General features: G+C 33.5%; 21 protein-coding genes. 4 read left to right on the forward strand and 17 right to left on the reverse strand.

Features of this window, described 5'->3' with window-relative positions; genetic code table 11:
- Positions 1–19: 19 nt before the first annotated feature.
- From D9R05_RS06410 to D9R05_RS06420, 3 genes are all read right to left on the reverse strand, one after another.
- Positions 20–949, reverse strand: coding sequence for a T9SS type A sorting domain-containing protein (locus D9R05_RS06410; RefSeq protein WP_121666387.1), 930 nt, complete (start codon positions 947–949; stop codon positions 20–22).
- Between the two features lie 31 nt (positions 950–980).
- Entirely contained in the window at positions 981–4412 is a 3432-nt protein-coding gene (locus D9R05_RS06415) for a methylmalonyl-CoA mutase family protein (protein WP_121666388.1), read from the reverse strand.
- Between the two features lie 414 nt (positions 4413–4826).
- Positions 4827–6296 carry a catalase gene (locus tag D9R05_RS06420; RefSeq protein ID WP_121666389.1) on the reverse strand — a complete coding sequence of 490 codons (1470 nt, stop codon included), beginning with the start codon at positions 6294–6296 and terminating at the stop codon, positions 4827–4829.
- A 185-nt stretch (positions 6297–6481) separates the two neighbouring features.
- Here D9R05_RS06420 and D9R05_RS06425 point away from each other — a divergent pair, with 185 nt between their 5' ends.
- From D9R05_RS06425 to D9R05_RS06435, 3 genes are all read left to right on the forward strand, one after another.
- Complete coding sequence (locus D9R05_RS06425; protein ID WP_121666390.1) at positions 6482–7186, forward strand: DUF4197 domain-containing protein; 705 nt, start codon at positions 6482–6484, stop codon at positions 7184–7186.
- 254 nt (positions 7187–7440) lie between these two features.
- Positions 7441–7644: a Lacal_2735 family protein gene (locus D9R05_RS06430; protein WP_121666391.1), complete on the forward strand. Its 204-nt coding sequence runs from the start codon at positions 7441–7443 to the stop codon at positions 7642–7644.
- A gap of 73 nt (positions 7645–7717) precedes the next feature.
- Positions 7718–8632, forward strand: a complete 915-nt coding sequence (locus D9R05_RS06435) for a mechanosensitive ion channel family protein (protein ID WP_121666392.1) — start codon at positions 7718–7720, stop codon at positions 8630–8632.
- A 4-nt stretch (positions 8633–8636) separates the two neighbouring features.
- Here the strand turns inward: D9R05_RS06435 and D9R05_RS06440 are convergent, their stop codons facing one another.
- From D9R05_RS06440 to prfA, 4 genes are all read right to left on the reverse strand, one after another.
- Complete coding sequence (locus D9R05_RS06440; protein ID WP_121666393.1) at positions 8637–9419, reverse strand: ABC transporter substrate-binding protein; 783 nt, start codon at positions 9417–9419, stop codon at positions 8637–8639.
- 65 nt (positions 9420–9484) lie between these two features.
- The gene (pyrF, locus tag D9R05_RS06445; RefSeq protein WP_121666514.1) at positions 9485–10303 is read right to left on the reverse strand and encodes an orotidine-5'-phosphate decarboxylase; all 819 of its coding nucleotides are present in this window, start codon (positions 10301–10303) and stop codon (positions 9485–9487) included.
- 40 nt (positions 10304–10343) lie between these two features.
- Positions 10344–10712 (reverse strand): four helix bundle protein, encoded by a 369-nt coding sequence (locus D9R05_RS06450; protein ID WP_121666394.1) that lies wholly within the window; start codon positions 10710–10712, stop codon positions 10344–10346.
- 46 nt (positions 10713–10758) lie between these two features.
- Positions 10759–11835 (reverse strand): peptide chain release factor 1, encoded by a 1077-nt coding sequence (gene prfA / locus D9R05_RS06455; protein WP_121666395.1) that lies wholly within the window; start codon positions 11833–11835, stop codon positions 10759–10761.
- Positions 11836–12213: 378 nt separating this feature from the next.
- On the opposite strand from prfA, the gene D9R05_RS06465 reads away from it, so the two are divergent.
- Positions 12214–12861, forward strand: a complete 648-nt coding sequence (locus D9R05_RS06465; RefSeq protein ID WP_121666397.1) for an ATP-binding cassette domain-containing protein — start codon at positions 12214–12216, stop codon at positions 12859–12861.
- A gap of 2 nt (positions 12862–12863) precedes the next feature.
- On the opposite strand, the gene D9R05_RS06470 is transcribed toward D9R05_RS06465, so the two are convergent.
- From D9R05_RS06470 to D9R05_RS06515, 10 genes are all read right to left on the reverse strand, one after another.
- Entirely contained in the window at positions 12864–13892 is a 1029-nt protein-coding gene (locus D9R05_RS06470; RefSeq protein ID WP_121666398.1) for a DUF3078 domain-containing protein, read from the reverse strand.
- Between the two features lie 14 nt (positions 13893–13906).
- Positions 13907–15088 carry an AIR synthase related protein gene (locus D9R05_RS06475; RefSeq protein ID WP_121666399.1) on the reverse strand — a complete coding sequence of 394 codons (1182 nt, stop codon included), beginning with the start codon at positions 15086–15088 and terminating at the stop codon, positions 13907–13909.
- A 66-nt stretch (positions 15089–15154) separates the two neighbouring features.
- On the reverse strand, positions 15155–16648 hold the full coding sequence (locus tag D9R05_RS06480; RefSeq protein WP_121666400.1) for a carboxypeptidase regulatory-like domain-containing protein: 1494 nt from the start codon (positions 16646–16648) through the stop codon (positions 15155–15157).
- Complete coding sequence (locus D9R05_RS06485; protein WP_121666401.1) at positions 16638–18107, reverse strand: CsgG/HfaB family protein; 1470 nt, start codon at positions 18105–18107, stop codon at positions 16638–16640. Before D9R05_RS06485 ends, D9R05_RS06480 begins: the two co-directional genes overlap by 11 nt.
- 9 nt (positions 18108–18116) lie before the next feature.
- A complete protein-coding gene (locus D9R05_RS06490; RefSeq protein ID WP_121666402.1) occupies positions 18117–18515 on the reverse strand; it encodes a curli production assembly/transport component CsgF in 399 nt (132 codons plus the stop codon).
- Between the two features lie 3 nt (positions 18516–18518).
- Positions 18519–19292, reverse strand: a complete 774-nt coding sequence (gene csgH, locus D9R05_RS06495; protein WP_121666403.1) for a curli-like amyloid fiber formation chaperone CsgH — start codon at positions 19290–19292, stop codon at positions 18519–18521.
- Positions 19293–19298: 6 nt separating this feature from the next.
- A complete protein-coding gene (locus tag D9R05_RS06500) occupies positions 19299–19826 on the reverse strand; it encodes a hypothetical protein (RefSeq protein ID WP_121666404.1) in 528 nt (175 codons plus the stop codon).
- 117 nt (positions 19827–19943) lie between these two features.
- Positions 19944–21299: a hypothetical protein gene (locus D9R05_RS06505; RefSeq protein WP_121666405.1), complete on the reverse strand. Its 1356-nt coding sequence runs from the start codon at positions 21297–21299 to the stop codon at positions 19944–19946.
- Between the two features lie 58 nt (positions 21300–21357).
- Complete coding sequence (locus D9R05_RS06510; protein ID WP_121666406.1) at positions 21358–22305, reverse strand: hypothetical protein; 948 nt, start codon at positions 22303–22305, stop codon at positions 21358–21360.
- A gap of 359 nt (positions 22306–22664) precedes the next feature.
- The gene (locus D9R05_RS06515) at positions 22665–24854 is read right to left on the reverse strand and encodes a glutamine synthetase III family protein (RefSeq protein ID WP_121666407.1); all 2190 of its coding nucleotides are present in this window, start codon (positions 24852–24854) and stop codon (positions 22665–22667) included.
- Positions 24855–24879 lie beyond the last annotated feature (25 nt).

A 24879-nucleotide genomic window follows, 5' to 3' on the forward strand; every position in this document is an offset into this window, starting at 1 on the left:
TCATGCGAAAAATTTATTGCTATTTTTTTATCAGCTTTATCGTTAAAATTGCTCCATTTTCATCTACAATTCTTAAAAGGTATACACCAGAATTGATTGGACTTAAATCTATTTCTTTCTTTAATTCTTCCGCAGAAAAACTAGCTGTTTTTTTTCCTTGCAAACTATATAGACTTGCTTTTTGTAAATTCGATTGCGCCTGAATAGTAACATAACCTTGCACTGGATTAGGATAAATTTTCACGCTTTCTTCTGAAAATTTATCTACACTTAAATTACAGTTTTCTGAAAAATTGTGACCCCCAGTTACAGTCCAATTTACATAATCGCCTTGGAGATTTTGAGCATCATTAGCATTAGTTACTTGTATACAAATTTCATCATCAAAAGCTTCACCGTATTTTTGAATATGCAACTCTAGTTCATCTATATTTACATCACTTCCTTTTAGATCAATTTGTCGTAAATACCAATTATCATAAGCATAAATTAGTTCAAGATTAGGATTATTGGTTAAAACAATTTCGTAAACACTTAATGTAATATGATCTCCCCCACTATTAATATAAAGTTCTTCTAAGTTTTGTAGAGAGGATAAATCTAAAGGTTCATTTACATAATGAATTCCAGAATCTGATAAGTTTAACACTTTTAAAGAAGTAAAATCTTCAATTCCTGTAATTTTATCTACGTAGTCTGTGCTCAAATTTAGACTTGTAACTCCACTAATGTCGCTCGTTAAAACCATCCCATTAATTGTATTATCAGAATCAATTCCTTTATCAATTAAAGCTTGTTCAAAATTAGCATCAGGAATACTTGTGGTTTGTGCGTTTAAACAACAACTTACACAAAGTAAAATTATAAAAATAATTTTTGAAGCATTTAATGATTTTTTGGTTGATTTCCCTCTAAAAATACAAAAACGGCTTGAATTATAAAAACACAAGCCGCCTTATAAAATTTTATCTATTTAAAAATTACATATTTCTTCGGTATTGACCACCGACTTCAAATAAAGCTTCGGTAATTTGTCCTAAAGAACAAACCTTAGTTGCTTCCATTAATTCTTCAAACATATTTTCATTATGAATAGCTGCATTTTGAACTTTTTCTAAAGCCTCATCTGCACTATCTTCATAAGTTTTATGTAACTTTTCAAGCGTCTTAATCTGGAATTGCTTTTCTTCCTCTGTTGCTCTAATTACTTCTCCCGGAGTTACCGTTGGCGATCCCTTACTACTTAAGAAAGTGTTCACTCCAATAATTGGAAAATCACCATTGTGTTTTAAAGTTTCGTAATACAAGCTTTCTTCTTGAATTTTAGAACGCTGATACATGGTCTCCATCGCACCAAGTACACCGCCACGTTCGGTAATTCTATCAAATTCCTGTAGAACAGCTTCTTCTACTAAATCGGTTAATTCTTCAATAATAAATGAACCTTGAATTGGATTTTCGTTTTTCGCCAATCCTAATTCTTTATTGATAATTAACTGAATTGCCATCGCACGTCTTACCGAATCTTCGGTTGGTGTCGTAATTGCTTCATCATACGCATTGGTATGTAACGAGTTACAGTTATCATAAATCGCATAAAGCGCTTGAAGCGTCGTACGAATATCGTTAAAATCAATTTCCTGCGCGTGCAACGATCTTCCTGAAGTTTGAATATGATACTTCAACATTTGCGCACGCGGATTTGCATTGTATTTGTGCTTTAAGGCTTTTGACCAAATTCTTCTTGCTACACGACCGATTACCGCATATTCCGGGTCGATTCCATTAGAGAAAAAGAACGAAAGGTTTGGACCAAATTTATTGATATCCATTCCTCGGCTTAAGTAATATTCCACGTAAGTGAAACCATTTGCCAAGGTTAACGCCAACTGTGTAATTGGATTGGCTCCCGCTTCTGCAATGTGATAACCGGAAATAGAAACCGAATAGAAATTACGCACTTTATTTTGAATGAAATATTCTTGCACATCGCCCATTAAACGCAAAGCAAATTCTGTAGAGAAAATACAAGTATTTTGTGCCTGATCTTCTTTTAAAATATCCGCTTGAACCGTACCACGAACTACCGCCATAGTTTCGTGTTTAATTTTTGCATAAACATCGGCAGGAAGAACACGATCTCCGGTAATTCCTAACAGCATTAATCCAAGACCATTATTTCCTTCTGGTAATTCTCCGCGATAAGTTGGACGTTCAATTCCACTTTCTTTGTAGATTTTAGCGATTTTCTGTTCAACCTCATCTTCTAAGCCATTTTCTTTAATGTACTTTTCGCATTGCTGATCGATAGCTGCATTCATAAAGAACCCGAGTAACATTGGCGCCGGACCGTTAATCGTCATACTAACTGAAGTTAAATGATGCGCCAGATCAAAACCAGAATACAGTTTTTTTGCATCATCTAAACAGCAGATTGAAACTCCAGCATTACCGATTTTTCCGTAAATATCTGGTCGGTGATCGGGATCATTTCCGTAAAGGGTAACCGAATCAAAAGCAGTAGAAAGTCGTTTTGCTGGTAAGCCTAAACTCACGTAATGAAAACGACGGTTGGTCCGCTCTGGACCGCCTTCTCCGGCAAACATTCTTGTTGGGTCTTCCCCTTGACGCTTAAACGGATATAAACCTGCGGTGTATGGAAATTTCCCAGGAACATTTTCCTGTAAAATCCATTTTAATAAATCTCCCCAAGCTTTGTATTTTGGAAGCGCAACTTTTGGAATCTGCGTATGCGAAAGCGATTCTGTATGCGTTTCTATTTTTAATTCTTTATCACGTACTTTAAACGTGTAAATAGGATCGTGATATTTTTTTACGGTATCTTCCCATTGTAAAATCTCTTCCCAGTTATACGGATCAAAATCCATTTTTACACGGTCGAACTCTTTCTTCAATAAATCGACTAAATCCTGATTTTCTTCAGTTGTAGCTTCATGCAAAGCATCTTCATCTAAACCATTTTTAGTTAAATCTATTTTAGTTCCCGTTACAGATTCGATGGTTTTATAAATTCCGTAAAGTTTTTGTGCAACTTCAACTTGACTTTCAACTTTTTCATCGTAACCGCGATTATTTTCTGAAATTTCTGAAAGGTAACGCACACGCTTCGGTGGGATTACATATATTTTTTCTGACATTTCTTCAGAAATATGATAATCGCTTTTTAAGCTTGTTTCGGTTCGCTCTTCTAAAGTATCCATAATTTTTTTGTAGAGCGTATTCATTCCCGGATCGTTGAATTGCGAAGCGATAGTTCCGAAAACCGGCAATTTATCTGCATCTTCATGCCACAATTGATGATTGCGTTGGTATTGCTTTTTAACATCGCGTAACGCATCTAAAGCGCCACGTTTATCAAATTTATTGATAGCTACAATATCTGCAAAATCAAGCATATCGATTTTCTCCAACTGTGTTGCCGCACCAAATTCTGGTGTCATTACGTATAAAGAAACGTCAGAATGGTCTAAAATTTCGGTGTCACTTTGCCCAATTCCAGAAGTTTCTAGAATGATTAAATCGTATTCTGCCGCTTTTAAAACTTCAATGGCTTCTTGTACATATTTTGAAAGTGCCAAATTAGATTGTCGCGTAGCCAACGAACGCATATAAACGCGAGGCGAATTAATTGCATTCATACGAATACGATCTCCTAGTAAAGCTCCTCCCGTCTTTCTTTTTGAAGGGTCTACAGAAACAATTCCAATGGTTTTATCCTTAAAATCAACTAAAAATCGACGAACTAATTCATCTACTAAAGATGATTTTCCTGCTCCACCTGTTCCGGTAATTCCTAAAACAGGCGTTTTTATACTTTTATTTTTTTCGTGAATTTCTTCTAAGCTTTCCTTTGCTATTTCAGGGAAATTTTCTGCAGAAGAAATTAATCGAGCAATGGCATTATCTTTTTTATTGGATAGTTTTTTTATTTCTCCGTTTAATTTGTCACCAATAGCATAATCTGATTGTTTAACCAAATCGTTAATCATTCCTTGTAATCCAAGTTCACGCCCATCATCCGGAGAATAAATTCTGGTAATTCCGTATTCGTGTAATTCTTTAATCTCATCTGGAAGAATTACACCGCCGCCGCCGCCGAAAACTTTGATATGTTCTGCTCCTTTTTCCTTTAAAAGGTCATACATATATTTAAAATATTCGGTGTGACCACCTTGGTAAGAAGTCATTGCGATTGCATTGGCATCTTCTTGAATGGCTGTATTTACCACTTCCTCTACACTTCTATCGTGACCTAAGTGAATTACTTCTACCCCGGTAGACTGAATGATACGGCGCATAATATTTATGGCTGCATCATGTCCATCAAAAAGTGAAGCGGCAGTTACTATTCTTACTTTATGTTTTGGTTTATAAGGTGCTTGTTGTTCCATGAAATTGATCTAAATTTTGGGAGGGTAAATTTACGAAAATACTAGCAATAATTGAGCTGATAATTCTTATTAATAAATATATCCTAAAAACAAAAATACCCATTATCGGGTATTTCGCAAACTTGGCATTGATGTTACTTTTGTATAACAAGCAAATTATTATTTGGGGTAAATGTAATTTGTTTGATTTAGTTAATACTCACAATGGCTCTACTGTTTCTCAGGGTAGGGTCATTGTTTTATTAGCATAAAAAGAGGCTGTCTAAAAAGTCTACTTTTGTCAACCTGAACTTGATTCAGGTTCTCATACTCATTTGCATTTCAGCAATATGAGATTCTAAAATAAATTCAGAATGACGTTTTTTTAATCTTTCTAGACAGCCTCTTCAATTTATAAGTTAAAGATCTTGAATCTTATTTAATTTGGACACCTAAACCTTCTGCTATACGTCTTCCAAGCTCTTCGTCGGCTTTTTGCCAATGTTTTAATTGACGTTGGGTGATTTCTTCTTTTTTAGGTCCATCTATCTGGCTCATCGAGCCAACTGTATTTTTCACTAGATTAGCTTTCGCTTCATCGTTCATAATCCGATATAGATTCCCGGGTTGTGTATAATGATCGTCGTCACCACTTTTTGAAGCATTTCTATCGTACCATTCCGCTTCAGCATCATCAACGCGTGGTGGTTTTAATTTATAGTCCTTATCAACTTCTATATCATCAAAACTATTTGGGTAATAATTTTCTGATCTTCCGCCGTTATCGCTTACTGTCATAAAACCGTCACGTTCATAATTATTAACAGCATACGGACAACGATTTACAGGGATTTGCTCATAATTTACACCTAATCTATAACGGTGTGCATCTGGATAAGAAAGCAATCGACCTTGAAGCATTTTATCTGGAGAATAACCAATTCCATCGACTATATGTGCCGGTGCAAAAGCGGATTGCTCAATCTGCGCAAAATAATTATCGGCATTTTTATTGAGCTCCATTTTTCCCACTTCAATTAGAGGGTAATCACCATGTGGCCAAACTTTAGACAAATCGAATGGATTCCACTTATAATTTTTAGCCTCCTCTTCGGGCATTACTTGAATTTTTAAAGTCCATGTTGGGAATTTCCCTTCCTCTATGTTTTCTAATAAATCTTGTTGCGAAAAATCCGGATTTTTACCCGCCATTTCTACCGACTCTTCATCTGTAAAATTTTTAATTCCTTGATCGGTTTTAAAATGAAATTTCACATAAAAACGCTCATCATTCGCATTTATCATTGAAAAGGTGTGCGATCCATAACCATTCATGTGGCGATAACCGTAGGGTGTTCCTCGATCACTCATTAAAATTAAAACTTGATGAAGTGATTCTGGGTTTAAGGACCAAAAATCCCATCGCATAGTTTGCGATTTCATATTAGTAAATGGATGCCTTTTTTGTGTGTGAATAAAATCACCAAATTTTTTCGGGTCTTTAATAAAAAACACTGGTGTATTGTTACCTACTAAATCCCAATTACCATCCTCTGTATAAAATTTTAAAGCAAATCCGCGTGGATCGCGATCAGAATCTGCAGAACCTTTTTCTCCTCCTACCGTAGAAAAGCGCGCTAACATATCGGTCTTTTTACCGACCTCAGAAAACATCTTTGCTTTTGTATATTTTGTAATATCATTGGTTACGGTAAACGTACCAAATGCACCAGAACCTTTTGCATGCACTACTCGTTCTGGAATTCGTTCTCTATTAAAATGCGCCATACTTTCGTGAAGCACGTAATCTTCTAATAATAAGGGACCTCTTCTACCTACACTTAACGAGTCTTCTTTTTCAACAAAAGGTCGACCAGATGCGGTGGTTAGTTTTTTCTTGCTCATAGTTTTATTTTTTATCTCTTAAAGATACATATAATTAGTTTTTCATAAAAATTGATAATCCATATTTCATTATAAGTTAATTTTATAAAGTATCTTTAAATTTTTAGTAAATTAATTTTCATCTACAATTATTTCATCTAAAATATAATCGTTGATTTTTTTATTACTTTTATCAAAAAAATATTATGAAACGATTAATTTGTTTATTCTTAATTTTCACTTGTTTTTCTTGTGCTGAACTACAAACTATTGCCGAAAACATGCCTAACAATACCTACGGCATTTCAGAAACTGAAATAGCAAATGGACTAAAACAAGCACTTGATAAAGGAATTGACGAACAGGTAACAAAACTTACCCAAACAGATGGGTTTTATAAAAATGAATTAGTAAAAATTGCACTACCAGCAGAATTGCAAAAAGTAGAAAAAAGCTTACGAAGTATAGGTTTAGGAAGCCTTGCCGATGAAGGCATTCTTGCATTAAACCGTGCCGCTGAAGATGCTGTAAAAGAAGCGACGCCAATTTTTGTTGGAGCAGTTAGAGAGATGACATTTACCGATGCTAAAAATATTTTGTTAGGAGACCAAAATGCAGCAACACAGTATCTAGAGAATAAAACTACTTCTGCGTTGTACAATAAGTTTAACCCCGTAATAAAAAATTCTTTCGCAAAAGTTGGTGCAGATCAAATTTGGGAATCTATAATTTCCAGATACAATAAAATACCACTGACTGAAAATGTAAATCCAGATTTAACCGACTATGTTACCAGCGAAGCTTTAGATGGGGTTTACACTATGATTGCGGTAGAAGAAAAAGAAATTAGAACAAATATAAACTCTAGAACTACAGCGTTGCTTGAACGCGTTTTTGCATTACAAGATTAGGTAACTAAAAGCTAATATTCACTTAACGTTGAAACTTTATAATTACCCCATCTTTGAAACAGAGATTTTAGGGTGTCTCATAATAAATATTTGGGTTAGAAAAAGTCGCTGGGCAACCATCGGCTTTTTTTGTTAAATATTTAACCATTCATAATTAATTAGCGCTTTATTTTATTAATTGATTAACTCCTTTTAATATTTTCTAATCATTCTAGATGCTATCTTTGGTATAAATGCAAATTGATAGAATGAAGATGAAATTTTTAGAATGGTTAAAAGGAAAAAATAGACGCCAAAAATTAAAGGAAAAATACTGTTCGCTAATGCGAAGAGCATACGAAATTGCTCCAAAAAACAAGAAAAAAAGTGACTATTTAAATAAAAAAGCAAGAAACATTTTGAGAGAATTAAAAAAATTAGAAAATAGGCAAGATTTTTCGCATAATCATTCAGGTTAAAGCAACTGGATATCATTTTCTCTAATTTCCTATTGCTTTTATTTTGTATCTTGAAAGCATAATTCTCAGTTTTATGTTTTTATTTCAAGCACCTTCAGAAACAATTTCAGAAGCACTAGAAAATTATTATCATAATTTTTTAGAAATATTACCCAAAATCGCGTTGGCGATCTTTATCATTGTTGCTGGAATTCTCATAGCGAAATCCATAACTAATTTTTATAAGCGAAAGTTTTTAAACAGGGCGCAAGACCCTTTAATGACAAGATTTTTAGCACAAGCAATTAAAATTATCCTCATTCTTATAGCAATTACTATAGCCTTACAGGTAGCTGGTTTAAGTGGAATTGCAACTGGAATTTTAACTGCAGCAGGAGGCGCTGCGATTATTTTAGGATTTGCATTTCAAGATATCGGAAAGAATTTTTTAGCCGGTATTATTTTAGCTTTTAACCGACCTTTTAGTATTAACGATACTATCAAAATCGATACCTTATTCGGAAAAGTAAAAGCCTTAAATTTTCGTTACACGCATATTAAAACGACTGATGGTCGCGATATTTACGTTCCCAATAGCGATGTACTCACCAAACCTGTCGAAAATTATACCGCCGATGGTTTTTATAGAGTCGACTTTGTTATCGGAATTGGTTATGAAGATAATATTCAAGCTGCAAAATCACATATCAACGAAATTTTACGGAATGAACCTGATATTGTTCATGATGATACACACGAAAATTTTGTTATTGAAGACGAATTAGCCGCAAGTACCGTCAATTTAAAAGTGTTTTTTTGGGTAAACACCATCGATTATCGCGTTGCTTCTCGCGTGCTAAGAGGATTAATTATTAGAAAAGTAAAAGAAGAATTAGCTGCAAATGGTTTCAATTTACCGGCAGATATAACCGAATTAAAACTCTACGGAACAGAAGAAGATATTCCCTTAAAAGTAAGAAAAGATCCAAACGAATTATTAAAAGAATAATCTTTTAAAATTCAACACGTAGATTTTTAAAATACTGAAAAGCATTTTTTAAACGCGAACCATACCAACTAAAATATTCGCCATCTACAAATTTTATTTTATCGGTATTTACAAAAGGTTCAAATTCAAAAATATATTTCTCGTGAAATGGAAATGGTTCTGAAGAAAGTAACACATAATCTACTTCTCGCAATTCTTCTAACTTTATTGCCGGATAGCGCTCAATATCTGCATAGACGTTTTCAAATTTATTAAGCTTTAATAAATAATTGACAAAAGTATTTCCGCCGGCTACCATCCACGGATTTCGCCAAATAAAATAAGCCACCTTTTTTACAGGTTGATTTTCAATTGATTTTTGAAAATCTAAAAACTCTTCCTGAATTTTTTCAATAAGTTTTAAAGCATTTTTTTCCACCGAAAAAATTTCTCCGTATTGCTGAATCATTTCATAGGATTCCTCTAAATTATGAATATCAGAAACGTGAACTGGCGCAATTTTTTCTAATTCAGCAACCATTTTTTTCGTGTTCTCTTCTTTATTACAAAGAATAATATCAGGTTGTAAGGCCTCAATTTCTTCAACCTTTACTTCCTTTGTTCCGCCAACTACAGTTTTTTCTTTTCTGATAGTTGATGGGTGAACACAAAATTTTGTGACCCCAATTAATTTATCTTCCAAGCCTAAATCTACCAGCAATTCAGTTTGACTGGGAACTAGTGAAATAATTCGTTCTGGTGTTTTATCGAGTTTTAGTTGCCGTTGAAGCTGGTCTTGAAATTCCATAAAAGTAAAATAAGAAAATTTTAAAACTTCAGCGAATCTTCAGAAAAAAATGACGACTAAAATTTCTATTGATTATCTAAAATTGCTTCCATTTCTTTTTGAAGCTCTTTTGCCTTTTCGGCAGCAGCTTCAGCAAAGTTTTCTTCCGCGGAAGCGTAAATAATTCCACGAGCTGAATTGATTAACAAACCTATATTTTCATTTAAACCATATTTACAAACTTCTTGCAAATTTCCGCCTTGAGCGCCAACGCCGGGAACTAATAAAAAACTTTTTGGAACAATTTTTCTAATTTCCGTAAAAAATTCAGCTTTTGTAGCACCAACAACATACATTAGATTTTCTGAATTTTTCCAGGTTTTTGAAGTTTCTAAAACGGTTTTATAAAGTTCTTGCTGATTTACTTTTTTCGTTTGAAAATCGAACGCACCTCCGTTAGAAGTTAAAGCTAATAAAATAGTGTGTTTTTCTGAAAACGCTAAAAACGGTTCAACAGAATCTTTTCCCATATACGGCGCAACAGTGATAGAATCGAAATTTAAATCTTCAAAAAAAGCTTTGGCGTATCGGGTGGAAGTATTGCCAATATCGCCGCGTTTTGCATCAGCAATGGTATAAATTTCAGGATAATTTTTGTTTAAATAATCAATAGTTTTTTGCAGAGCTTGCCAACCTTTAATTCCGTAAGCTTCGTAAAAAGCGGTGTTAGGTTTGTAGGCAACCGCTAAATGATGCGTAGCATCAATAATTGCTTTATTAAATTCGAAAATAGGATCTTCTTCAGCTAATAAATGCTGCGGAATTTTCTCTAAATCGACATCTAAACCGATGCATAAAAATGATTTTTTCTGTTGAATCTGTGCGGTAAGTTCTTGGGTAGTCATATTTCGGGTGTTCGAGTTTTCGGGTGTTCGGGCAAATAAATTATCTCCAATTACTTTCAACGTATTTTTTAAACTTATTTATCTTTTTCCCTAATTTGTTATAATTATCAATTAATTCAATTGCTTCTGGCTCTAATTCAGGATATAAAATTTCAACTTTCTTTAAATGATTTATCAATTCATCATTACTAGAATGCGCATAAACTAAAAATCGAATAAAATCAAGTTTATAACGATTTCTACCATAACCTTCAACAATATTAGAGTTTACAGAGTCTGCCGCTCTTCGAATCTGACTACCCAATTCATATAACTCATGTTTAGGTAATCGATGAGAAAATTGATGTGTCTTTATAAAAAGATTAAAAGAAATTTTATAAACATCTAGTTCTTTATAGGTTAATGACATATTTCATGATTTCCAAACTCGTTTACCCGCTAACACGTAAACTCGCTTACAACGAATCTGATGCTTCTTTTAATTTTTCGGTATTAGCCACTAACTTTAATTCGTCAATAATTTTTTGAATATCACCATTAATAATATTCGACAAATCATAAAGTGTTAAGTTAATACGGTGATCGGTTACACGACCTTGCGGATAGTTATAGGTTCTAATCTTTGCACTTCTATCGCCACTTGTAACCATAGAACCACGTTTTGCCGCATCTTCTTCTTGCTTTTTTGCCAATTCCATATCGTATAAACGTGAGCGTAAAACCTTAAAAGCTTTCTCCTTATTTTTATGCTGCGATTTTTGATCTTGACATTGCGCCACAATTCCGGTAGGTTCGTGGGTTAAACGTACCGCAGAATAAGTGGTGTTTACCGACTGACCTCCTGGACCTGACGAACAGAAATAATCTATACGAACATCTTTAGGGTCGATTTCTACATCAAATTCTTCGGCTTCCGGAAAAACCATAACTGTTGCGGCACTTGTATGTACACGACCCTGAGTTTCAGTTTGTGGTACTCGTTGCACACGATGCACACCGGCTTCATATTTTAAAGTTCCGTAAACATCTTCACCCGAAACTTCAAACTGAATTTCTTTAAATCCGCCGTTGGTTCCTTCAGAAAAATCTACTGTGCTTACTTTCCAGCCTTTGCTTTCACAATATTTAGTCAACATCTTAAAAATATCGCCGGCAAAAATACTCGCTTCGTCTCCACCGGTTCCGGCACGCACTTCTACTACAGCATTTTTAGCGTCTTCCGGATCTTTTGGCACTAACATCATGCGTATTTTCTCTTCTAAAGCGGGTAATTGTTCTTTAGCTTCTTCTAACTGTATTTTGGCCATATCAACCATTTCATTATCGCTACCGTCTTCTATAATTTCTTCGGCTTCTTTAATGTTTTGCGTTAACTCCATATAGGTTTCACGCTCTACCATTAATGCCTTTAAGTCTTTATATTCTTTGGTTAACTCTACATAACGCTTTTGATCTGAAATAATATCAGGCTGAATAATTAAATCATTCACCTCATCAAAACGTTGCTTTACTATATTTAATTTGTCTATCATATTCTACAACTAATTGTTGCAAATTTACGATAATTTTAATGAATTTTAAGGAAGAGTTTTTCTTGTATCTTTTTTTTGTAGATTCGTTGTTATGCTTCAAAAATTAAACATCATTTGGCTTTTTTACAAGCAGTTTTTTCTTGCTTCCTTTTTAGCCAATTTTTTAATGTTTTTTATTTCCATTCCATTATTTACTACTATTATTTTCAAAATATTTTTTTTCGGTACTTTTCTATTTTGGCAAAATATAAAAGACAATAAAACACCGTTTGTTTTTTACCAAAATCTAGGAATTTCAATACGCGAACTACTTATAGGAGCTGTAATAATTGATTCTTTATTGGTTACTGCTTGTTATAAATTAATAGGATTTGCGGTATGAAATTAGAAATTGATAATGTTGAACTATACTTTGGAAAAAAACTGATTTTAAAGTCTGTTTTTCTAACTGCTGAAGAAAATCAAGTAGTTGGAATTTTTGGGAGAAATGGAAGCGGAAAAACAAGTTTATTAAAAATAATCTATGGAAGTTTACAACCAAAATATAAACTTTTACGCATCAATAAAAAACCTGTTTTAAAGAAGTTTTACAAAACCGATTGGGTTGCTTACTTACCGCAATATCATTTTTTACCGACTCATCTAAACTTGCAACAAATTTTTTCGGCATATAAAATTTCTTGGGCTATTTTTATTGAAAATTTTGAGTCATTTGCTATCTATAAAAATTCAAAACCTAAAGCACTTTCAGGCGGAGAGCGTAGAATAATAGAAGTTTATCTAATTTTAAATTCCAGCAGTAAGGTCTTGTTATTAGACGAACCTTTTTCTAATCTTGCTCCGTTAATTATTGAAAAAATTAAGCTTTTAATTGAAGAAAAAAAGAAGTCGAAAATAATTATCATCACCGATCATTTTTACCGTGATGTTTTAGCTATTTCAGATGAAATTTATTTAGCCCGTAATCAACAAATTTCTGCTATAAAAAGTAAGAAAGATTTAATTGACTACGGCTATTTAATCTAGTATTACAATTCAACAATAACACCAATCCCTAATTGTTGTTTCCATTGCACTCTTGGACCAATACCTACCAAATCTCCATCTGCGTTTTCTTCTTGAATAATCACATCATCATCATATTTTAAGTGCGATCCTAATTTAGCAAGTACATATTCATTAACCTTAAAATTAAAGTTCAACTCCCAATTTACATCTATATTTCCAAAATTATTCAAGTAGTCTGAATACAAACTCAATCGGTTAGAAAAACCTATATTTTCAAAAAGTTGAGCATTAAATTCATTTGTCAACAAAACACCAAGTTCTGTTCTTACATTTTCACCTTCTTTAAGAACATTTCCATCTTCATCTATAACCGCCGGAGTAACGCCAAAAGCACCTTCATTTGCTAATTCTTGATTTAGCACAAAAGTAGATTTCATAGTCAGTGGAGAACCATAAAAAGTTAAGCGCTCTATATTGCCACCATATTCTGCTCCGATACCTAAAAACAAATATCCAGGTGCCATTATTGAAGATATTTCTTTAGAAGTATCAGGATAAGTATACCCGTTAGAAAATTGGGTGTTAAAGTTAAACTTAGCTGAATAAAACCAATGCGATAGCGTATCTTTTCGATATCCAAAGGTTGAGTTTATCTCTAAATTATCTTCCGTTTTTCTTAAGCCCTGTCCTTCCTGTTTATTAATTCCATAATGAGCAATCAGCTCATTTTTCCAACGTATATTTCCTTTCTCGAAAACTCGTTTTATATCAACATTAAACAAACCGGAAATAGAGTTAGTCCCTCCGGCATTCCAGTTAACAAAAGCAACCTCACTAACATCTAAACCAAATCGATTTAATTTGGTCCAAAAACTTTTGTAATCATACCATCTAAGGTACTGTTTTATTGGCTCACTTTTTTGAGTATTAATAAACTCAATTTCATCGTAGGTTTCTAACTCATTAACATAAGATACTTTTACCCTGTTCTGCGCATAGGAAAAAGTAACTAGTGTACAGAAAAAAAGTGTAAGGATTTTTTTGGGCATCACTAAACTTGGGCTTATTTATAGTGAAAACTTCCTAAGTCGCTTTTTATTGTTAGTTGTTTTTGATCTGCTTTTTCTACTCGACCAACGATCTGAGCATCAACATTAAATGATTTTGAAATTTTAATTAGATCTTCCGCAATTTCTTTTGGACAATAAATCTCCATTCGATGCCCCATATTAAATACCTGGTACATCTCTTTCCAATCAGTTTTACTTTCCTGTTGAATTAATTTAAAAAGCGGCGGCACATCAAACATATTATCTTTAATAACATGTAGATTTTCTATAAAGTGAAGAATTTTTGTTTGTGCTCCTCCACTGCAATGAACCATACCGTGAATTTCTTTTGAAGTGTATTTAGCTAGTATTTCTTTAATTATTGGCGCATAAGTCCGAGTTGGAGAAAGAACCAATTTTCCAGCATCTAATTCAACATTTTCAATCTTTGAAGTAAGTTTTTTTGACCCTGAATAAACTAAATCTTTGGGTATTGAATTATCATAACTTTCTGGAAATTTATCTGCCAAATAATTTGAAAAAACATCGTGACGAGCAGAAGTTAACCCATTACTTCCCATACCGCCATTATATTCCTTTTCGTAAGTCGCTTGACCTGAAGAAGACAAGCCTACAATGACATCACCGGCCTGAATATTTGCATTATTAATAACATCGGATCTTTTCATTCGGGCGGTTACCGTAGAATCTACAATAATTGTTCTTACTAAGTCACCCACATCTGCGGTTTCTCCACCGGTTGAGTGAATTTCTACACCGTGGTTTTTCAATTCTTCAATAAGTTCTTCAGTCCCATTAATTATAGCTGAAATAACTTCTCCAGGAACTAAGTTTTTATTTCGCCCAATAGTTGAAGAAAGTAAAATTTTATTGGTAGCACCAACGCAAAGAAGATCATCAATATTCATAATCAAAGCATCTTGCGCTATTCCCTTCCAAACAGAAACATCATCGGTTTCTTTCCAGTACATATAAGCTAAAGAAGATTTTGTTCCTGCTCCATCTGCGTGCATGATCAAGCAATAATCATCATCTTGCGTTAAATAATCAGGAACAATTTTGCAGAAAGCTTGAGGAAACAAGCCTTTATCTACATTTTTTATAGCATTATGTACATCTTCTTTTTGTGCTGAAACACCTCGCTGTGCGTATCGATTACTTTCTTTTTGGCTCATAATAAATTTATAAAGCCGCAAAGTTAAGTATTAAAGAAATAGCATACCAATTATTTAGAAGAGTTCTTATTCCCAATCAGGCATACTTCCATTAGTGGTCAACAAATCTCTACTTTCAGTATTATTTAAAACATTTGACTTAAAGACATTTTTTGTAGACATAGCGTCATTATTTGCGTTAACAAAAATAACTTCAGCTTCTGTTGGTGAAAAACGCGGATCTAAATCATTGGTACCCGGAACTTTATTAAAAGAAATATCAACTGATGTCTGACTTGTAAAATCATATATAAACATATGAGAATTTAATTGTCGATAATTTGGATTTTCAAAGCCCGAAATATCTCTAGTATATAACAACTCATTACCATCTACTGAAAATTCTAAACCTCCCACAGCTCCCGGCTGATTTTCTAAAATTGTAGAAATAATAGATCCTGAATTATTAATCACAAAAATCCTAGCATCATAACCATTTACGTTATTGGTAATCAAGGCTATTTTAGAATCATCTTCAGCTACATTACATTCGGTAATAAAGTTACCATTAGTTGTCTGATACAATAATGTCGTTCCTCCTCCACTCGCATTCACTTTATAGAGTTTTGTGAAATTAGGATAAACTAAAGAGTTTCCATTATCTGCCCACGAAAAATCGACTACCTCAAAATTAAATCCAGCAACAGGAACATTTGAGGTAACTTGCATAGGATTAGACCCATCTGCATCGATAGTGTAAATATGAGTTTGCCCACCGGAAGTTCTTAAGAAAGCGATTTTATTGGTCTCATTATTTTTTCGAGGTCTAAAACTATTTGTTGATGACGGAGTTAATTGAAAAACATCTCCATTATCATTTAAAGAATAAATAACACTATTACCACCAACTTTACGTGTAAACAGTTTTCTAGCAACTGGAACTTCTAGTGTTCTAAAAGCAAAGATTTCGCTTAATACCTCATCTGCTTTACCATCTGAAGCACTAACCTGCCAAAAATATTTTCGATTATAGCTCAATCCGTGAACGGTATAGGTAGTATCGGTAATGTTTTCATAAACTAGTACATTATCGTTAGCTTGATTTCTCAATTCCAACTTATAAGTTATGTCATCTGCATCTGTATCACTAGAAGACCAAACAAAATCTACAGTTGTTTCTAAGTTTGCAGCATTATCTGTAGGAGATATTGGTTTAGGAGCAATAGGAGCTTCGTTTAAAACTGATTCTGGTTGCATTTCAAAAACCAAATTAACTGTAGAATTAGCGGTGACCGTTGCTCCTTCAAATTCTGCTAACAAACTATCTTTCTGTGATTGTACCGAGTACTCTCCTACCGGAATCTCCTCTAAAATAAATTCACCCAATGCATCTGTAAACACAGTAGAACTTGCCGGATTTGTAGAAATTTTTGCGTTTTCTACCGGTTCATTAGAACCTTCTAAAACAACTTTTCCTGTAACTGTTCCTACAGAACTATCTTCTATACCATCTTCTTCACAAGAAAAAAACAGCAACGCGCACAAACTTAATAAAGTTGATAAGTATAATTTAGTTTTCATCCGCTGGTGTTTTATTTATTGGTTCATCCAAAATTGCTTCGGGCTGAACTTCTTCTTCTGTTTTATTTTCTATTTTATTTTTCCTTTTATCTCTATTGCCAAAATAAAAATTCAATCCCGCACCAAAATTAAAATAATAATCATCTAATTTTCCACTCACTACTTGATCTATCTCATCAGAAAAAGTGATATTATGTTCTGCAAAAACCTTAAACTCAATTTTTGGGGAAATAGCATACTTAAGCCCTAGCCCATATTGAAGTTTTATATAGTTTTCTTCCATACTAAAGGAATCATCCTCATTTACATCGAATAAAACTCCAGGACCACCGTAGATGTATGGTCCAAATCTATCATAAGGTAAAATCGTTATTTCAGTATTAAAATCTGCTGCTGCATATATATTATTTTCTTGACTTGCAATATTAAAATCCATAATACTTCCCGACAGCGAAAGTCCTAAATGAGGTGTTAACTGCCTCTTATAACTTAACCTTCCTAAATAACTAAAGTTTTTCTTAGCATAATCTCCCATAAATCGATTAACACCGAAATCAAAACTAAAGGCATTTTTATATTTCCAATCCAAATATTCTCTATTATATAATCGAGTAGATTGTTCTTCCTCTTTTTCCTTTCTGTATTGGTCTACCGCCTGTGCTCCTGCAACTTTATCTTTAGTTGTCCATAAACCTCCATCAATACCCTCAATAATAAGAGATTGAACAGCTTTTTCAACAGCTTCCTTTACGGCTAATTGAACAGGTTCATTTTTAGTATATCCGGTTTCAACCTCTAATAACCGCTGAAAATTTACATATTTAAACAAACTTGCATCAATTGCTTGAGATAAGATTGTTTTAGAAACATAAACAGTTTTTAAGATTTTACCGTTTGAAGTTGATATAGCTCTTAAGTAGATAGTAATTCTGTCTTGTTTATATTGTGTAGATCCTCCAACTCCAAAATAACGTGCTCCAAAACCACCTGTAAGAATATTGGTATCATAAGAAACAACACCGCCTTCTAGCAAAACACCTGCGTATAATAATGGAGGCAAATGAATCTGATTTTTATTCCCATTATTGCTATACTCTTGTCTTGTGGAACGAATAATATTTCGCTCGTTAAGTAAATTATTTAGGTTTTCCCTTTCTATAGGAGTAAACCATTGAGAGTCTTCCAAAGCTTTAATAAGCACAGAGGTACCCCCTTGCGTGACGGCTGTACTAAATGAACTTCCGTTTTCCATCGCCTTATACTGACCTGTTTGATCTTTAAAATTATAAACACCTACTACAATAGGCTCTTCTGGCAATGGTAAGTTTTTTAATTCGTCAGTTAAATTAGATGTTTCGCCTGTGCGTGCTTCTTCTTGCATAATAGGCTGATTAAAATAAGTACCGCAAGAATACAGAAAAATACAACAAAGGAATGCTGCTAAATATTTATACCTCATCTATAAAATTTAATTGGCTAAAACTACTTGAGTTTGTTCTCCGGTATTAGTGTCTAAAATATTAACCACCAAGCCTTCTAGAGAATCATAAACTTCTACCTCTAAACTCCCAAAAGAATATGTTCCTTCTTCTAATCCGCCAGAACCGATCTGAGAAGTTAAAAAACTCCGAGATAATTGACTCAATAATTGTCTATTTAAATTACTGGAGAAGTTTTCTAATTCTGAAGCTTGCTCTCTTGCTGGAGAATCTTCTGTAAAAGAATTTTGTGAATTAGCAGAATTCAATAACCACTGATAATTAAACGTATCTCCCCCAAATGCCGGATTTTTTGGTTGATAGGTAAGCTGTTGTGCTATTCCTGCAACCGAAAAAAATAAACATAACAAAACGAATAATTTCTTCATAAATTAATATCTTTTTATAGATTCTTCATCACGTTTTAATTGCTGTAAATATCTACTAACTCGGCGTAATGAAATATCTGCCATAGATTGTAAATAATCTTCTTTTGGTTGTGCAAAAAACTGAAAAACTAATTTATTATCAATTTTAATTAATATTTTGGTACTACGCCCCATATTAAATTGCTCTTCAATAACAATTATTTTTTCAGAATTAATTTTAGCATTTCTATAATTACTGTAAAAGTAATTAAAAAAATCATTTCCTGCCTTAGTTTTTGTATCTTCTGTTACAATACCCCGTAAAACTATTCCATCAGGTCTATCCTTTTTTTTTACTTCTTCATTATAGGTTTTTATATCCTGTTCTTCTTGCTTTTCCTCTTTATCACCATTAATCACATACCGATCTTTCCCTAGCAAATTATCTTTTAAGTCATAGATTAACAATAGAATAATAACCTTGCTATCGGTATCTAAATTTATTGAAGTAGTCGACAATTCTTTAATAGCATTGGGCTCTAAAGTAAAACGACCACTTTGAGAGTTTTTAGAATTATTACCGCCACTACTTTTTATCACTGAAAGTTCATAACGAAGACTTTTATTGACTGGTAATTTATTTGAAGCTACTCCGGTGACTGTTAAAAAATCATCATTGTTTTCTATTTTTAATTTCCCCTCCACCTTTTCATTATAATATTGTGACGTCATTACTAAAGGAAAAAAAAGTAAAATCAAACCAATGATTTTACTTAAGTTTTTAGAATTGATAAACATGATATTTTATTTAAAACTTCTTACAATTACAGTTCTGGAGCTTGATTTTTGTGTCACTTTAATATCATCTGTTCTACTGTTCACTCCATATTGTTCAAAACCGGCTCCACCATCTTGCGTAATTTGCAAATTAGCTTTTGAAGAAGCGTCATCAATATAACGTGTTATGTTGTTATCATTACCCGTTTGGTTAACACGTTCTTCTACACTCATGGCACGTATATTTTCAGTGATGGTATTATTATCTCCGTTTTGGGTTAACTCAATATCAGTATTCGAAGAATTTACATTAGAATTAATGGTATTACCTTCCCCAATTTGTCTAATAAAAACAGAATTACCTGAATTAGCACTCCGTGCATTTCTTTTTGAAGATGTTTGATTACTAATCGTTCCTGAAGAAATTAGATTCAAATTTTCATTTTTTTTATCTAATATATCAACATCAGACACCCCGCTAGATTCCTCTTGAGCGTAACTCCCGAAAAAAATTCCAATGAAAATAAAGCTAAAAATTATATGCTTGAAATACATCTTCTTTTGTTAAAATTTATGATTAAAATAAAGTAAGGGCGGGTGATGTTTTTTAAACATTTACCCACCCTACTAATATAATTAATTTTATTTAATTAATTAATATTATATTAAATATTAATTAGATTGGTTAACCGAAATAAAGTTATTGTTACCAGTTTGAGTATTTTGACTCCACTGCCCATTACCAGATTGATCAGTATAAGCGGTATTATCGTTACCATTCTGAATATCCCAAGCTTTATGATTCATTCCATTTTGGTCAATATCACTTAAGTTACCATTCCCATTTTGGTAGCTATCAGCCATATTACTATCTCCGATTTGGTTTTGCTCTACAGCATTCCCTATACCAGTTTGATCAGAAAATGCTACATTTAAATTACCTTGTTGATTCTGTACTGCTTCATTAAAATCTCCTAATTGAGCAGCTGTTGCATCATTTTCGTCTCCAACTTGATCTTGATCAATCATATTGTTAGTTCCACCAGCACCACCTTGTGTTGCTGTAGCCTCATTAAGATTCCCATCTTGGAATTGGTTAACATCATTCAATGCTCCAATTAATCCAGATTGTGTAGCAGAAGCATTGTTATTATTACCGTCTTGCATTTGAACAATATTATTATTCATTCCCACTACACCACTTTGATCTGCCGTAGCTGTATTCCAGTTTCCAATTTGATCTTGATCTATATCATTCCAGCCTAAACCACTTCCTAGACCAATATTTTGATCAGCCGTAGCCATATTATTATCACCAACTTGAGTTTGATAAATTTCGTTAGAAGAATTTTCTTGACTAGCATTGGCAGTGTTATCATCACCATCTTGACGCTGATCAACAATTCCATCATTTGACTCATATAAAGGAACTCCAAAAAAACTTCCAGGTGTTCCCTGAGTAGATGTAGCGTTGTTTCTATGCCCATCTTGTTCTTGATACAAATTATTCCCATCTCCATCTTGTGAGCCTGAAGCAGTATTACCATCAGAACCATCAGGTGAACTATCTTGCCATTGCTCAGAAACGTTATTATCTCCATTTTGAACCATAGTAGCGACATTGTTATCATACTGCTGTCTTTGATACGCGTCGTTACCATCACCATCTTGATCTATAGAAGATTCATTCCCCTCTGCTTCTCCATTAGTTAAAGTTAAACCTCCAACTTCTACGTTAGCTTTATTATCATCTCCATTCTGATCAACTGTACTCACGTTAAAATCTCCATTTTGCCATACATCAGAATCGTTTCTTTCTCCATCCTGATTTACAGTTGCTTCGTTTTCCTCCCCACTAGCCGCACTTACGTTACCAGCTTGTGTGATTTTAGAATCATTCTCTAATCCTTTTTGATCTACAATAGAAGAGTTGGCTGTTCCATCTTGATCTACTTGACTTACGTTGTCTTGAGCAAATACAACTGCTCCGAACATTAGCGCTGCTGCGCTCAAAATTACTTTTTTCATGACTTTAAATTTTGATTGTTAATAATTAATTGATTTATATTGATTTAAAAATTAAATCCTAGTTAGATTGCGTTACTCTAGCCGAATTAGCCCCGGCCTGGTTAATACTACTTATATTTGGCACATTTCCACTTTGCGAAACTATCGCTGTATTGTCTGCTTCAATTATCCCGCTACTCTTTTGAGAAACACTAGAAATATTGTAATTATCAGTTTGAGTAACATCTGAAAAATTAGAATGGTTACCCACGCCATTATTCATAGCGCCAGATTGATTGACGAGTGATAAATTGTTATCGCCATTTTGATTGAGTAATGATTTATTATAGTTTCCGGTTTGAGTTACAAACTCGCCATTACTATATGGAAATAAAGCAGCATTACTAGCTGAGGTAACCTGCTTACTCTTGATTTTATTATGATCTCCTGTCTGAGACAGAACAGAAGTATTACCCTCTGTCGCATTTGGCTTTGCAACCTGTCTTGTAACGATGCGGTTATTATCACCCATCTGCATTACATTAGCTGAATTGTTATCAAAAGTTTGTTTTACTCTAGAGAAATTACTCTCACCCATTTGGGTAACATTTGCTAAATTTTGTTCCGCATTACCATTAACTCCCTGTCTAATAATAGACTCGTTATCACTTCCGGATTGTAGCACTTTTGCATCATTTCCATCTCCTTCTTGCTTAACTGTAGATTTCTGAACAAGTGAACCTAAAAGCGGAATACTTACTTGATCTACATCTGCAACGTTATTTTGACCGCTTGCCGTATTTCCTCCAACATTACCAGATTGACTAATAATAGATTCATTAAGACCTGATTGATCTACAAATGCTTTATTATTGGTGAACTCTTGATCAATATCACTAACATTATCGCCTGTCTGATTAACTTCAGCTTCGTTTAAGTTTCCTACTTGATTTACATCGCTGTTGTTTTGAGCAAAGACCACTGCTCCAAACGTTAATGCTACAATATTGATATATACTTTTTTCATGATAAATAATGCTATTCTATTTATTTTAAGTTGCAATTGACTTTTTAATTACCCCTTTAAATCTGATACTAAATTACAGCGGCAATTGCCTCATTTAAAAAAAATCATTTCTTTTTCGACAAAGCGAAAGAAAGAAACGATTAATTACACAAATTCATCATTTTAACCCCTTAACACCTTGTTTTACAGATAATGACAGCATCCGATTAAATTCATTTTATATAGATTAAGTGACAAACATTCATGTTGAAAAGATCAAAAAAGCAGATTCGTAAAACTTTCATCTAAAAAGTTTAGACATAAAAAAAGCTCGAGAAAATTCTCGAGCTTTTTTAGTACATAGTTTAAATTACGCTAATTTATCTGGTAAATAGCAACTCTCTATATTTTGTTAGCGGCCATAACTCATCATCGATCAATAATTCTAATTTATCACAATGATATCTTATAACATCAAAATAAGGACGAACTTCATTGCAATAAGCAAAAGCTTTGTCTTCCTGATTTTCTAACTTATTGGCTTTTTTACGCTCATTAATCATTTCAGTGATTCCTTTGTTGATTTTTTCAATATGCGTAGAAACTTCCTCTATTAATGTTAATTGCTCTGAAGCATGTTTTTTGAAATTAGCTTCACCGTAAATCTCTTTTAAACCTTTTACATTTTCAATCAAAATATTTTGATAACGAATAGCGGTTGGAATTACGTGATTTCTTGCTATATCTCCTAAAACACGTCCTTCTATTTGAATATGCATTGCATACTCTTCAACTTCAATCTCATGACGAGCTTCAACTTCAACTCTATTCATCACGCCTAAGCTTTCATACAACTCAATAGTTTTATCAGAAAGTTTAACCTTTAATGCTTCAGGAGTTTTTTTGTTGTTACTTAAACCACGTTTTTCAGCCTCTTTTTCCCAAGCTTCTCCGTAACCATCACCTTCAAATCTAATTTTCTTAGATTTTTTAATATAATCACGAAGCACATTAAAAATAGCATCGTCTTTTTTCATCTTCTTCTCCTTGATCAACTGATCAACCTCAACTTTAAACTCTTTTAATTGCTTCGCAACAATAGAATTTAAAACAGTCATTGGATTTGCACAATTTGCAGTAGAACCTACCGCTCTAAATTCAAATTTATTTCCAGTGAATGCAAATGGAGAAGTACGATTTCTGTCGGTATTATCTAAAAGAATTTCAGGAATTTTACCAACTACATTTAATTTTAATTCTGTTTTTTCTTGTGGTGACAATTTACCATCAGTTACCTTCTCTAGTTCATCTAACACTTCTGTCAACTGTGAACCTATAAATACAGAAATAATTGCCGGTGGCGCTTCATTGGCTCCTAAACGATGATCATTAGATGCACTTGCAATGGTTGCTCTTAATAACTCTTCATTCTCATAAACCGCCTTTATAGTATTTATAAAGAAAGTTAAAAACTGAAGATTTTTCATTGGCGTACTCCCTGGACTTAAAAGGTTTACACCTTCACTTGTCGCTAAAGACCAGTTATTATGTTTACCGCTTCCATTTACACCTGCGAATGGTTTTTCGTGAAATAACACTTTAAAATGATGACGGTCTGCAACTTTTTCCATTACATCCATCAGCAACAAATTATGGTCTACTGCTAGGTTTACTTCCTCAAAAATTGGCGCTAACTCAAATTGGTTAGGCGCTACTTCATTGTGACGTGTTTTTACAGGAATACCTAATAACATGCATTCGTTTTCCATATCGCGCATAAAATTTAATACACGAGAAGGAATAGCTCCAAAATAATGATCATCTAACTGCTGTCCTTTAGCAGGTGAATGACCTAAAAGTGTTCTTCCAGATAAAGTAATATCCGGACGAGAAGCTGCCAAAGCAGAATCTATTAAGAAATATTCCTGCTCCCAACCTAAGGTAGCATTTACTTTAGTTACTTTTTTATTGAAATATTTTACAACATCTGTAGCTGCTTGATCTAAACTTTGTAACGAACGTAAAAGTGGTGCTTTATAGTCTAGCGCCTCTCCTGTATATGACACAAATACAGTAGGAATACAAAGTGTGCTTCCTAATATAAAAGCTGGTGAAGTTGGATCCCAAGCAGTGTAACCACGTGCTTCAAATGTATTTCTAATTCCTCCGTTAGGGAAACTAGAAGCATCTGGTTCTTGTTGTACTAAAGCGGTACCTCCAAATTTTTCGATAGCAGAGCCATCCTCAACCGTTTCAAAAAAAGCATCGTGTTTTTCTGCTGAAGAACCCGTAAGTGGCTGAAACCAGTGCGTGTAGTGTGTAGCTCCTTTAGAAATCGCCCATTCTTTCATTCCTGTTGAAATATGATCGGCTAAGTTCCGCTCTATTTTAGAACCGTTTTCTATGGCATCCATAACACTTTTATACGAGTCTTTGGTTAAAAACTGACGCATAACCGGTTCGTTGAATACATTTTTACCGAAAATCTCTGATCTTCTAGCAGGATCTTTAACCTCAATTGGCTGTCTGCTTAAGGTTTCTTTTAAAGCTTGGAATCTAAGTTTTGACATGATTACATTTTGTGTGTTGCAAGGC

Origin of the sequence: Mesonia aquimarina, from assembly GCF_003667275.1 — a bacterium.
GTDB classification, from domain to species: Bacteria; Bacteroidota; Bacteroidia; order Flavobacteriales; family Flavobacteriaceae; genus Mesonia; species Mesonia aquimarina.